This window comes from Ruminococcus sp. (genome assembly GCF_016283395.1).
The window spans coordinates 24,465-38,606 of the sequence record NZ_JAEEMU010000049.1 but is presented as its reverse complement, the minus strand read 5'-3'; the positions used below and the strand labels follow the sequence as shown (position 1 = coordinate 38,606).

6 protein-coding genes are annotated in these 14,142 nt (G+C 45.9%); 5 read left to right on the top strand and 1 reads right to left on the bottom strand.

The genetic code is table 11. The annotated features are described in order from the left end of the window. Window positions 1-54: 54 nt before the first annotated feature. The 5 genes from QZZ41_RS12595 (at window position 55) to QZZ41_RS12575 (ending at window position 10,956) form a co-directional block, all read left to right on the top strand. On the top strand, window positions 55-1,155 hold the full coding sequence (locus QZZ41_RS12595; RefSeq protein WP_295072735.1) for a carbamoyl phosphate synthase small subunit: 1,101 nt from the start codon (window positions 55-57) through the stop codon (window positions 1,153-1,155). 127 nt (window positions 1,156-1,282) lie between these two features. Next, on the top strand, window positions 1,283-4,474 hold the full coding sequence (gene carB, locus QZZ41_RS12590; protein WP_295072732.1) for a carbamoyl-phosphate synthase large subunit: 3,192 nt from the start codon (window positions 1,283-1,285) through the stop codon (window positions 4,472-4,474). A gap of 277 nt (window positions 4,475-4,751) precedes the next feature. Then, window positions 4,752-6,713, top strand: a complete 1,962-nt coding sequence (gene uvrB, locus QZZ41_RS12585; RefSeq protein ID WP_295072729.1) for an excinuclease ABC subunit UvrB — start codon at window positions 4,752-4,754, stop codon at window positions 6,711-6,713. A gap of 226 nt (window positions 6,714-6,939) precedes the next feature. Continuing rightward, window positions 6,940-8,748: a cellulase family glycosylhydrolase gene (locus QZZ41_RS12580; RefSeq protein ID WP_295072726.1), complete on the top strand. Its 1,809-nt coding sequence runs from the start codon at window positions 6,940-6,942 to the stop codon at window positions 8,746-8,748. Between the two features lie 63 nt (window positions 8,749-8,811). Continuing rightward, window positions 8,812-10,956 (top strand): cellulase family glycosylhydrolase, encoded by a 2,145-nt coding sequence (locus QZZ41_RS12575; protein ID WP_295072723.1) that lies wholly within the window; start codon window positions 8,812-8,814, stop codon window positions 10,954-10,956. Between the two features lie 481 nt (window positions 10,957-11,437). Here the strand turns inward: QZZ41_RS12575 and QZZ41_RS12570 are convergent, their stop codons facing one another. Continuing rightward, window positions 11,438-13,870: an extracellular solute-binding protein gene (locus tag QZZ41_RS12570; RefSeq protein WP_295072720.1), complete on the bottom strand. Its 2,433-nt coding sequence runs from the start codon at window positions 13,868-13,870 to the stop codon at window positions 11,438-11,440. Between the last annotated feature and the right edge of the window lie 272 nt (window positions 13,871-14,142).

The following is a 14,142-nucleotide window of genomic DNA, read 5'->3' as shown; positions in this document are numbered from 1 at the left end:
AGGGTGAAAAACATCAACAATACGACCTCTAAAAACTAAAGGGAGGAATTTACAATGTCATTATTCAACATGGGCGAAAAAGCTTACCTTATGCTTGCCGACGGACAGGTGTTCGAGGGCAGGAGCTTTGGAGCAAAGGGCACTGTCATAGGTGAAGTTGTATTCACAACAGGTGTCACAGGCTATCAGGAAACTCTCACAGATCCCAGCTACTACGGACAGATAGTCACACAGACATTTCCGCTTATCGGAAACTACGGTGTGAACTCCGAGGACAATGAGTCCGCAAAGTCCTACGTATCGGGATATATCGTAAGAGAATGGTGCAATGCACCTTCAAACTTCCGCTGCGAGGGCAATATCAACGACTTTTTGAAGGAGCACAACATCGTCGGTATCAACAACATCGACACACGCCGTCTTACACGTATTATCCGTGAAGTTGGCGTTATGAACGGCGTTATCACTACCGAGGACGTTTACGCAAAGAAGGACGAGCTTCTCGAAAAAATACGCGCTTTCACAGTAAAGGACGCTGTAAAGACTGTTACAAATACCGAAACTCTTACATATGAGCCTGAGGAGAAAAAGCTGAAAGTTGCGCTGTTCGATTTCGGCTACAAGCGCAATATCAGACAGGAGCTTTTAAAGCGCGGCTGCGAGGTAGTGGTAGTACCTGCATATACTACAGCTGATGAGATAAAGGAGCTTGCTCCCGACGGTATCATGTTCTCCAACGGCCCCGGAGATCCTGCCGAAAATGTTGAGATAATAGAGAATATCAAGGAGATACAGAAGCTTGGCATACCGATATTCGGTATCTGCCTCGGACATCAGCTCATGGCGCTTGCCAACGGCGGAAAGACCGAGAAGCTGAAATACGGTCACAGAGGTGCAAACCAGCCTGTTATCGACCTTGAAAGCGGTCTTACCTACGTTACCAGCCAGAATCACGGCTATGCGGTAGTAGGAGACAGCATCGACCCGTCAGTAGGTCATGTTTCACATATAAATGCCAACGACAAAACTTGTGAGGGCATACATTATACCTCAGTCAACGCAAGAACAGTCCAGTTCCACCCCGAAGCACACGGCGGTCCGCTGGACACAGCTTACTTGTTTGACGAATTTGTAAAAACAATGTGCAAAAAGTAATTAGTAGGGAACGGCGCCCACGCCGTTCCGCACAAGTGATGTATAATGGAACGCCGAGGGCGGCGTTCCCTACAAATACTAACCACTAACCACTAATCACTAATAACTTATTTGGAGGTAAAGTGAAATGCCACTCAGAAGTGATATAAAAAAGGTACTCGTTATCGGCTCAGGTCCTATCGTAATCGGACAGGCTGCCGAATTTGACTACGCAGGCACACAGGCTTGCCGCGCACTTAAACAGGAGGGACTTGAAGTAGTCCTCATAAACTCTAATCCTGCTACCATTATGACCGATAAGGCTATGGCAGACAAGGTATATATCGAACCCCTTACACTTGACGTTGTAAAGAGAATAATCGAAATAGAAAAGCCCGACAGCCTTCTTTCCACACTCGGCGGTCAGACAGGTCTTACACTGTCCATGCAGCTTGCAGAGGAAGGCTTCCTCGACAGCCACAATGTAAAGCTCCTCGGTGCAGATCCTGAGACTATCCACAAGGCTGAGGACAGACAGGCTTTCAAGGACACTATGGAAAAGATAGGCGAGCCTTGTATCCCGTCAAAGGTCGTAGAGACAGTTGAGGACGCAGTTGACTTCGCACAGGTGATACACTACCCTGTTATCGTTCGTCCTGCTTTCACACTCGGCGGTACAGGCGGCGGTATAGCTCAGAATGAAGAGGAGCTCCGCGACATCGCAACAAACGGACTTCGTCTTTCACCTATCACACAGATACTTGTTGAGAAGTGTATCAGCGGCTGGAAGGAAATAGAGTTTGAGGTTATCCGTGACGCAAAGGGCAACGTTATCACAGTCTGCTCTATGGAGAACTTCGACCCTGTAGGCGTTCACACAGGCGACAGTATCGTTATCGCACCTGCTGTAACTCTCACCGACAGAGAGTATCAGATGCTCCGTACAGCGGCTATCAATATCATCAAGGAGCTCAAAGTTGAGGGCGGCTGCAACTGCCAGTTCGCACTGCACCCAACAAGCTTCAAGTATGCCGTTATCGAGGTAAACCCAAGAGTTTCACGTTCTTCCGCACTTGCTTCAAAGGCTACAGGCTATCCGATAGCAAAGACTGCGGCAAAGATCGCTATCGGCTATACTCTTGATGAGATCATCAATCAGGTAACAGGCAAGACCTACGCTTGTTTCGAGCCTGCACTGGACTATGTTGTAATCAAGTTCCCTAAGTGGGCATTTGATAAATTCGTATATGCAAAGCGTACCCTCGGCACACAGATGAAGGCAACAGGCGAGGTAATGGCTATCGGTACAAGCTTCGAGCAGGCTATGATGAAGGCAGTCCGCTCTATCGAGCTTGGTCTTGACACCATGAACCTCAAAAAGCTTGCAAAGCTCTCCACAGAGGAGATACGCGAGAAGCTCCACGTTATCGACGACGAGCGTTCATTCTGCGTATTTGAAGCTCTCAAGCGCGGAATAACTCCCGAAGAGATACACGAGATAACCATGATAGACAACTGGTTCCTTTATAAGCTCCTGAACCTTGTAGAGCTGGAGAAATGGCTTGCAGAGGGCGAGCTCACAGAGGAAAAGTACGATATCGCAAAGCAGTACGGCTATCTTGACAGCACTATCGAGCGCATCTCGGGACAGAAGTGCCCTAAGCACAAGAGTGCCGTATACAAAATGGTCGATACCTGCGCAGGCGAGTTCAAGGCTGAGACTCCTTACTTCTACTCCACCTTTGACGATGAGAATGAGGCAAAGCAGTTCATCGAGCGCACAGACAAGGGCAAGAAGAAGGTCATCGTATTCGGCTCAGGTCCTATCCGTATCGGACAGGGTATCGAGTTCGACTACTGCTCTGTACACTGCGTATGGACTCTTAAAGAGCTTGGCTATGAGGCTGTAATATGCAACAACAACCCCGAGACAGTTTCTACCGACTTTGATACAGGCGACCGTCTGTACTTCGATCCGCTCACAAAGGAGGACGTACAGTCCATTATCGAGACCGAGCAGCCTTACGGTGTAGTTGTACAGTTCGGCGGACAGACAGCTATCAAGCTCACACGTTACCTCTCGGATATGGGCGTTCGTATCCTCGGTACTTCTGCTGATATGATAGACGCAGCAGAGGACAGAGAGCGTTTCGACGAAGTGCTTGAAAAGTGCGGTATACCGAGACCTGCCGGACATACTGTAATGAACACAGAGGAAGCTCTTGTGGCTGCCAATGACCTTGGCTATCCTGTACTTCTCAGACCTTCCTACGTTCTCGGCGGTCAGAACATGATAATCGCTCACTCCGATGCAGATGTAAAGGAGTACATGGGCATCATCATGAGCCATAACATTGAAAATCCTGTACTTATCGACAAGTACATGATGGGTACTGAGGTTGAGGTAGACGCTATCTGTGACGGTGAGGACTTCCTTATCCCGGGTATCATGGAGCATATCGAACGTGCAGGCGTTCACTCGGGCGACTCTATCTCGATATATCCTGCACAGCATCTTTCAGATCGTATCAAGCGTATAATCGTTGAGTACACAAGACTCCTTTCTAAGGAGCTCAATGTTATCGGACTTGTAAATATACAGTATGTTGTGTACAACCATGAAGTATTCGTTATCGAGGTAAATCCGCGTTCATCAAGAACCGTTCCTTACATCAGCAAGGTAACTGGTATACCTATGGTGGATATCGCAACAAAGATAATGTTCGGTGCAAAGCTTAAAGATATGGGCTATGAGAGCGGACTTTATCCTGCTGGCGATTACGTTGCAGTTAAAGTTCCTGTATTCTCATTCGAGAAGCTCACAGACGTTGATACTATGCTCGGACCTGAGATGAAGTCTACAGGTGAGTGTCTCGGTATCGGCAGAAACCTTGAGGACGCACTTCTCAAGGGACTTATCGCAGCAGGTTTTGACCTCAAGCGTGAGGGCGGAGTTCTTATCTCGGTACGCGACAGCGATAAGAGGGAGATACTTCCTATTGCCGATAAGTTTGAGCGTATGGGCTTTGAGCTTTATGCAACATCTGGTACACAGAGCGTGCTCCACAGAAATATGATAGCTGCAAATCTTGTCCGCAAGATATCGGACGGCGAGCCTAATGTTGAGACTCTCCTTGACAGCGGCAAGATACACTATGTAATATCCACTTCCGCAAAGGGCAGACTCCCTGAGCGTGACAGCGTTAAGATGAGAAGAAAGTCCATAGAGCGTTCTATCTGTAGCCTTACAGCTGTAGATACAGCGAAATCACTGGTAAAAGTCCTCGAATCGGGCAGAACTATCAATGATGTTGAATTAGTCGATATCACCAAGATATAAGTAGTGGCGGATATTATCCGCCCGATAGTATGGAACGCCGAGGGCGGCGTTCCGCAAGCCTTTAGCCGTTAGCTTGTAGGGGCGCACATTGTCCGCCTGCAAGATACGCTGAAAGAAATTCGGGCTGTCAAAGGCAGCCCTTACACAATAACTTTAAATTGACGGGGCGATGTTGGCATCGCCCCCTACATTTCGTTTCATATTTGTTTAAATGTAAAACACGGGCGCACAGTGTGCGCCCCTACATTCACAACTCTCAACTTCCAAAGGGGGAACTATGGATCACTTCAAGCTATGTTCAAACTACGCGCCAGCAGGCGATCAGCCGCAGGCTATCGACAAACTTGTAAACGGTATACAGTCGGGCAAAAAGGAGCAGATACTCCTCGGTGTTACGGGTTCGGGAAAGACCTTCACTATGGCGAACGTCATCGCCCGTGTGAACAAGCCTACCCTCGTACTTGCCCATAACAAGATACTTGCAGCACAGCTCTGCTCGGAGTTTCGCGAGTTCTTCCCCGAAAATGCCGTTGAGTACTTCGTTTCCTACTACGACTACTATCAGCCTGAAGCCTACGTGCCAAGCACCGACAGCTACATCGAAAAGGACTCCTCCATAAACGACGAGATAGACAAGCTCCGCCATTCCGCCACAACTGCTCTTGCGGAGCGCAGTGACGTTATAATCGTTGCCAGTGTTTCGTGCATATATTCTCTCGGTAGTCCTGAGGAATACCGCTCCATGTGCGTTTCCATTCGTCAGGGAGCTGAAAAGCCTCGCGATCAGCTTATTGCTGAGCTTGTGAAGATACGCTATGAGCGCAACGATATAGCTTTTGAGCGTAACAGGTTCAGAGTCCGCGGCGATGTTCTGGAGATATTTCCTGCAATGTCCACGGATACGGCTGTAAGAGTTGAGTACTTCGGCGATGAGATAGACCGTATCTCCGAGATAAACGTGATAACGGGCGAGGTCAAGGCAGTTGTGTCCCATGCGGCTATTTTTCCAGCTTCTCACTATGTTGTGGGTGATGAAAAGCTTGAAGCTGCTCTTACAGAGATCGACCGTGAGCTTGCGGAGCGTATCGACTACTTCCAGCAGAACAACAAGCTCATAGAGGCTCAGCGTATCGAGCAGCGCACCCATTATGACATGGAAATGCTGCGAGAAGTGGGCTATTGCAGCGGAGTCGAGAACTACTCCCGTGTACTTGCAGGCAGACCAGCGGGAAGTACTCCTCTCACACTTATGGATCACTTCCCCGAGGATTTTCTCCTGATAGTTGACGAGAGCCATGTAACTTTGCCTCAGGTAAGAGCTATGTATGCAGGTGACCGCGCACGAAAGACTACTCTTGTGGATTACGGTTTCCGTCTGCCAAGTGCTATGGACAACCGTCCGCTGAACTTTGACGAGTTCAACGATCATATACATCAGGCTATATACGTCAGTGCAACTCCGGGACAGATAGAGCGTGAAAAGACAGATACTATCGTGGAGCAGGTGATACGTCCTACGGGACTTGTAGACCCTGAGATAATCGTAAAGCCCACACACGGACAGGTGGACGACCTGCTGTCCGAGATAAACGAACGTGTCGCCCTTAATGAGAGAGTGCTTGTTACTACTCTCACCAAGAAAATGGCAGAGGACTTGACTTCTTACTATGAAAAGCTTGGCGTAAAAGTCCGCTATCTCCACCACGATATCGACACTATCGAGCGTATGGAGATAATCAAGGATCTCCGCGAGGGTGTTTTTGATGTACTCATAGGTATCAACCTTCTCCGTGAGGGACTGGACATACCAGAGGTAAGCCTTATTGCCATACTCGATGCGGACAAGGAGGGCTTCCTTAGAAGCGAGACTTCCCTTATCCAGACCATAGGACGTGCGGCAAGAAATGCCAAGGGTCAGGTAATAATGTATGCCGACTCCGTAACAGGTTCTATGGAGAGAGCCATAACCGAGACCGAACGCCGCCGCTCACTGCAAATGGCGTTCAACGAGGAGCACGGCATAGTGCCAAAGACTATCATCAAGGAAGTCCGCGATGTTCTGGAGATAACTTCCAAGAACAAGGTGGAGGAAAAGACAAAAAAGAAGAAGATGTCGGCTTCCGAGAAGCAGCATCTCATAGACAAGCTCACTGTGGAAATGAAGAATGCAGCAAAGTTGCTTGAATTTGAACACGCTGCATATCTCCGCGATAAGATACAGGAACTGAGAGAAAGCTGAAAAAAACAATATTATATGTCCGATTATGCCGCGCTTTTACGATTATTAAAGTATAGAGTGCGGCATTATGTTTTTACTCGCCTGTCTTTTCGTTAATTCATTATTATTTGCCTGTATTCTGCACTCAATGTAACCAAAACTATTGACATTTTTGTGCTGAAATGCTACAATATATGTAATTATAAGTACACTGGAAAAAGTGTGCTATGAGAGGGGAAATTAAATAATGAAAAAACTAACACGCTCTGTTGCAGCGTTAGTTTCTGCTGCAGCAATGGCTATGACAGGAGCATCACCTTGTCTTAGCCAGACGACAATGACAGCCTGCGCTGTCGACACAAACAATGACGACTGGCTCCACGCAAAAGGAAGCCGACTCTACGACATGAACGGCAATGAGGTATGGCTCACGGGTGCAAACTGGTTCGGCTTCAACTGTACCGAGTGCGTTCCGCATTATCTCTGGAGCGGCGACATCGACCACATGGTAAAGGATATTGCCGATCACGGTGTAAACGTGCTCAGACTTCCTGTTTCCACAGAGCTGCTTTACAACTGGATGGTTGGTGATCCCGATCCTATCGGAAGCGTTAATCCTAATGATGATCCCAACTATCCTATCAATGTGGATCTTATCAATCCCGACGGCTCTGTAGCAAACAGCCAGCAGACCTTTGACGTGCTCCTCGCTAAGTGCAAGAAGTACGGCGTAAAGTGCTTCATTGATATCCACAGCCCCGAATCCAATAACTCGGGACACAACTACGGACTCTGGTACGGCAAGAGCTTCACGGGACGTGACGGAAAGAAAGTTGAAGTAACTACCGATGTCTGGATAGAAACTCTTGCATGGTGTGCAGACCACTATAAGGGCGACGATACCCTTATCGGTTTCGATCTGAAGAACGAGCCGCACAGTAAGTACGGCGGAGCTCCTATTGATGCTATATGGGACGACTCCAATGCTCCTAACAACTGGAAAAAGGCAGCACAGGACTGTGCTGATGCTATACTTGAAAAAAATCCCAATGCACTCATTTTTATTGAGGGCGTAGAAGGCTTTGAGGGACACGGCGCATGGTGGGGAGGAAATCTCCGCGGCGTTGCAAAATACCCTGTAAAGCCTGCTTCGGGAACGTCTCAGATAGTATATTCACCTCACGACTACGGCCCTGTAGTAAGTGACCAGACATGGTTCAACAAGAACTTTACAGAAAAAACGCTTCTTGATGATTACTGGTACGACACATGGGCATACCTTGTTGACAAGGATATGTATCCGCTTCTCATCGGAGAATGGGGCGGACGTCTTGACGGAGGAGATAACGAGAAATGGCTGGGACTTCTCCGTGATTACATGATAAAAAATCATATCAGTCATACATTCTGGTGTCTCAATGACGACTCAGGCGATACGGGCGGACTCTGGAAGGATATCCAGTTCGGCGTAACACAGGGTGCTGACGGTAAAATGGAAGGAAAGACTACCATAAACTGGGATACGGAAAAGTATGAGACATACTATTATCCTGCTATATGGAAAACCTCGACTTCAAAGAAGTTCATCGGTCTCGATCATCAGGTTGCACTGGGCAAGGACGGTATCTCACTGAACGATTTCTACGCTAATTATGCTGCTTCAGAGGGAAGCAACCTTGACGGCGGAAAGAAGTCAGACGGCAAGACAGTTGATGCTGATCCTGCTAAGACGACCACTACTACTACTTCCAAAACTACTACTACTTCATCTTCTGCAACAACTACAACTACCACATCTGTTGTGGACGTCAGTAATCGCCTATTCGGAGACGCTAATTGCGACGGTCAGGTCGATCTTGCAGACGCTGTTCTCATAATGCAGTCGCTTGCTAATCCTAATAAGTACGGAACAAGCGGAACAGATGAACACCACCTCACAAAAGAAGGTTCGGCAAATGCTGACGTTGAGGGCAACGGAAACGGTATAACTACCAACGATGCACAGGCTATACAGCTTTATCTCCTTGGCAAGTATACGTCACTTCCTGTAAAATAAGCTTCATATCGCGCTGCTGATACGGGCGGTGCGGAAAATATATAATCAGAGAGGGAAAAAACTATGAAGATCTTAAAATCACTGGCAGCTGTTGCTGCCGCAGCTGCGCTGACTGTATCAGGTGCTGCTTATTATGCACCGGCAGTTGCGCCCGACACCATCGGTGTAGCTATTGCTGCCGATGACAACAATGACGACTGGCTCCACGCAAAGGGAAGCCGACTCTACGACATGAACGGAAACGAAGTATGGCTCACAGGTGCTAACTGGTTCGGTCTTAACTGTACCGAGAACGTTCCTCATGGTCTGTATGCAAGAGATGTTGACGACCTCCTCAAGAGTGTTGCGGATCACGGTATCAACATTATCCGTTTCCCTATTTCCACAGAGCTTTTGATTTCCTGGATGGACGGTAAACCGCTTCCTGTCAGCTCAGTACAGGCAAGCTACAATCCTCCTCAGGACGAAGTAGGCGAGGACGGTACTATTACTCCGGCAGGTAAGTACGGAAATATCAATAAGGAATTCGTTGAGTCTGACGGTAAGACTCTCAAGGATTCAATGGCTATTTTTGATATCATCATGCAGAAGTGCAAGAAGTATGGTATCAAGGCTCTCGTTGATGTTCACAGCCCTGCTTCACACAATTCAGGTCATAACTATAACCTCTGGTACTATGAGCCAACAGCAGAGGACTGTGATGGTATGGCTACAGGTCACTTCTCAAAGGCTAAGATAACCTGGGACGACTGGAAGGACTCTATCACATGGCTTGCTAAGAAGTATGCAAATGATGATACTATCATTGCTTATGACCTCAAGAACGAGCCTCACGGCAAGCGCGGCTACAACGGAACCGAGTGCCCTGCAAACATGGCTAAGTGGGACGACTCTACAGATAAGAACAACTGGAGATACTCAGCAGAAGAGTGTGCTAAGTCTATCCTCGCTGTAAATCCGAACGCTCTTATCCTCGTTGAAGGTATCGAGCAGTCTCCTATGCTTAACAAGAACGTTACATGGAACGATGCAGATAAGTTCAATCCACAGCCAGGTGAAGAAAAATGGTACGGCGCATGGTGGGGCGGAAACCTCAGAGGTGTAAAGGAGCTCCCTGTACTTCCTGAGTCTTCACAGATAGTATATTCACCTCACGATTACGGTCCGTCAGTTTATGCACAGACATGGTTCGACAAGAACTTTACTACAGATACTCTTCTTGATGATTATTGGTATGACACATGGGCATACATCAATAAGGAAGATATCGCACCTCTCCTCATCGGTGAGTGGGGCGGTCATATGGACAAGGGTGCTAACCAGAAGTGGATGGAGCTTCTCCGTGATTACATGATAAACAATCATATCAACCACACATTCTGGTGTATCAATCCTAACTCAGGCGATACAGGCGGACTTCTTGATTCTACATTCATGAACTGGGATAACAATAAGTACAGCCTGTTCGAGAAGTCGCTCTGGCAGACAGATTCAGGTAAGTATATCGGTCTCGACCACCAGACAGCTCTCGGAGACAACGGTCTTTCACTTAATCAGTTCTATTCATCAGGTGCAAAGAGCAACCTTGACGGCGGTAAGTCAGGCGGCGGTACTCCTGTAGTTGTTGAGCCTAAGGTAACAATAACTACTTCACAGGCTACTACTACAACTACTACCACAACAACAACTACTACAACTTCTACAACAAGCAAGCAGACTACAACTACTACAACAGTTACAACTACAGCTCCCGTAGAGACTGTAAAGTGCGAGCACTGCGGCAAGGAGATACCAAAATCAGAGGCTATCTATGGTCCTCTTGGCTTCCCTGTATGTCAGGAATGCTACGATAACGGCGTTTACATCGGCACAAGACCTCAACAGCCAACAACGACGACAACTACAACTACATCTACTAAGGGTACTGATATAGTACCAGGAACACAGCCTGTTACACAAGTAATGCCTACTGTATGGGGAGATTCAAACGGTGACGGCGAAGTTGATATGTCAGACGTTGTTCTTATCATGCAGAGCCTTGCTAATCCGAACAAATACGGTTTGAACGGTACTGACAAGAACCACATCACACAGGCTGGTCTTAACAATGCTTCTGTTGTAAATTATAACGGCAGCGTTACTAATAACGATGCTGTAAGAATACAGCTCTACCTCCTCGGAAAGTTTGATCCAAAGGCAGGCAAGTAAATAAAAATATCGGCACGGTTTAACCGCAGTGCTTATTTAGAAATTTTACGTGAGTTATTGAGGAAAACCCTTTTGAAAAAGGGTTCTTCCTCAAACTCCTTTCCTAAAACTTTCGGTTTTGTTTTTCCCTCTATAGGGCGCGACCTGTATATTTGCAGGTCTTTTTTTATTTTGTGCGCGCCCTATAGAGGGAAAAACCAGATAAAAGTCTTTGGAAGGGGGTACGGGGGAGAACCTTTCCTCAGAAAGGTTTCCCCCGATATTCCTGTATAAGTTTTCTATATCAGCACTATAGTTATACTGTGCCGATTTTTTTGCTTTCTATAAGGGGGCTGAAAAAGCGGTTTTTTCAACGGAAAACCATTGAATATCATGAAAATTTTTTTGTAAAGAAAAACGGCAGCCATTATTATGACTGCCGTTTTCCTGAAATATAGAGAATATTATGAAAAAAGCATAATAGAAGATGTCTTTAATAAACTCAGCTCTTCTCGCTGACTATAAGTGATACGCGGTTCTGCATCATTTTTGCAGCTTCCTCTGCGGACTTTTCACCCTTGAAATATGCATCGGATTCTTCCATGCAAATTGCGTAAGTATCATCGTCAAGTGAGTTATTAAGAGTATCACAGCTGAGTATATAACGTCTGAGGTCTTTCAGTTCGTCCTTTGAGAGGACTTCTATAGGTATTCCGCTGGCTGTAAAGGTGGTTGTTTCAGTAAGATCACCGTTTTCATCGTAAACATATACCTTTGACATTTTGTCTATCTGTTTATCGAATTCTTTCATTAAAACGGAATAGCCGTTTGCAAGACCGCCCTTGCCGTCATCAATGCTTTGATCTGAAGCTTCGGTGAGCAGCATCTTGATGAATTCCCATGCACCTTCCTTAACAGAAGATTTTGCGCCTATGGAGAATTCATAGTCCAGTGAGATCTTTCCGCCCTTACCGTTTGATGTTGGATAACCTACCAGAGATATATCCTCGCCAAAATCATATTTTTCAAAGGCGAGATCGTAACCTCCGCAGAGATTTACCCTTGAGATAAGTTCATTTTCATCTCTGTAGCTGTTTTCGAGATCAATACAATATTTCATGTATTCCTTCTCATTTGACTTGTCGCCATAATCAACATCATCAACAAATCTGTTGCAGAATTGGAGAAGCTCTGTGAATTCAGGAGTATCGAAATGGCACTCCGCTTTTTCTACATCTACAAGCTTGCTGTCTGAGTTGATGAGTATGCCGAATATCTCCTGCTTGGTCATTCTGTCATAGCGGTGAGTTGCGGTATCCTTGCTGTCGAAAAGATCTATCATTTCCTTTAATGTCCAGTTTTCATGGTCAACAAGTTTTTTCTTTGCTGCAAATGTGTTGACGGTAAAGCTTGGTGTGATCGAATAAAGCTTGCCGTCACTGCTTTCAAGTGCTCTGAGTATATTGGGTACTACAGTATCGCGGTTCACCTCTGTATCGTTATCCATAAGGGTATACAGGTCAAGGAGTGCGCCTTTCTTGCCGAGAAGAGCTGTTGTGCTTTTGTCAAGCAATAATATGTCAGGGCATTTGCCTGCTGCTATATCGACCTTCAGCTTGTTGAAATCTTCCTTGTATCGTTCCGCGATAGTCTGAGGAGATTTGTCCTCCATTTCTTTGGGAGTGAGCTCAGTGGAATAGTCTATTGACTTTATCCTGTACTTGTTCTGTTCGCGGTTGAATTTGCTTATATAGTAATTCAGCTGATTAGAGCCTAAAGAAGCTATTGTTATTATCTGCACATTGTCAAGCTCACCCGGTTCTCGGTGTACGAGCTTGTATACCTCAACGGACGAGTTCGGGTCGTTGTAATTAAATGTATAACAGTAAAACTCGTCATTTTCCGCAGGAACGATTTCCATGCCGGTAGTATCTGCATCTACCCATTTAAGTATGGTCTCGGTTGTTCCGTCAGCTTTTACGCCGATAACATAGTCTTCGTTTGTACCGATGAAAAGATAGTCGCCGTAGCCTGTTGAATAGCTTGACATACCGTAATTGCCATCTTCGGTGAAAACAGGTTCTTTTATTTCCTTAGCGTCGATATCTATCTCATGTATTTGTACCTGCGTGCAAGAATGATCATTATTAAAAACAACGGTACTTATGTAAACTTTACCATCAGAACCTGTAATCAGACGAGGTTCACAGTATTGTGAGTATTCTGACGAGATATCGAACTTTTCACGGTTTCCGTCACTTTTGAAAATATATAATTCACCTGACCTGAACATTGAAATGAATGTATCACTGTCTGGCATTGCTGAGTTTGCAGGGTAAGTATAATCGCTGTACTCTTTATCCTCTTCTTCGCCCATGTCACCGAGGTCGATGAACTGTTTTATGCTTCCGTCGCTGTTGTAGAAGCAGATAGCGTGAGTTTCTTTCTGATTGGCGTAAAAGGCATCGTAATCGAAGTTTTCGTAATCTTCTTCGGGAAGAGACATACCGCCATTGTCGAAGAATGTGTAATAAACAGATGCAGTGCCGTCCGAATTATAAGTTACGTAGTTAGAATGCTCATCGGCTTTTCTGGCTTCTTCGGGAAGATCAAGTATGAAATCCTGCGTATCGGAAAAATCAGAGTTTATCCTTAATATACAGGGCTCATTTCCGTTGTAATCGCTATATGCCAGATAGTCGCCGTTTGTGGTCTTTATGACGTTATAAAGATATTTGACATTTTCAAGAGTCTTGTATTTTACCAGCTTGTATGAGGTTTCGGAAAGCTCTGAAACATGCTGTGCTGCTGAGTTGTTTTCCTGTAATGACTGCTTTTCAGAGCTGGTGGAATTCTTTTTTGTTTCGGAACAGGAACACAGTGCAATACAAGCTGAAAAAGCAAATGCAAGTATTCGTGATGAGTTTTTATTCATGTCTGGGCTCCTTTCGGTTTTTCATATAAAAGTGATTTGTTAAGCATAAAAAGCACAGTGCCTATGACCTTTGCACAATTATTGTAGCCGTTATCTGTATACACAGACCAAGTGCGCAGGTCGGCCTTTTATGCCATTCAAATCACCTTTATATGTGTTACTGATTGTCCCCACACTTATATAAACGCTTTTTTCAAAGCTTTTGTGACAGAAAATCAGAAAAAAGTTTTTGAAAAGATAAAGCAATGTGAAAAAGAGAACCGCCGACACTA

Bases quoted from the DNA above. Each gene is read 5' to 3' on its own strand.
- QZZ41_RS12595 (WP_295072735.1), top strand. From the start codon at position 55: ATGTCATTATTCAACATGGGCGAAAAAGCTTACCTTATGCTTGCCGAC.
- carB (WP_295072732.1), top strand. From the start codon at position 1,283: ATGCCACTCAGAAGTGATATAAAAAAGGTACTCGTTATCGGCTCAGGT.
- uvrB (WP_295072729.1), top strand. From the start codon at position 4,752: ATGGATCACTTCAAGCTATGTTCAAACTACGCGCCAGCAGGCGATCAG.
- QZZ41_RS12580 (WP_295072726.1), top strand. From the start codon at position 6,940: ATGAAAAAACTAACACGCTCTGTTGCAGCGTTAGTTTCTGCTGCAGCA.
- QZZ41_RS12575 (WP_295072723.1), top strand. From the start codon at position 8,812: ATGAAGATCTTAAAATCACTGGCAGCTGTTGCTGCCGCAGCTGCGCTG.
- QZZ41_RS12570 (WP_295072720.1), bottom strand. From the start codon at position 13,870: ATGAATAAAAACTCATCACGAATACTTGCATTTGCTTTTTCAGCTTGT.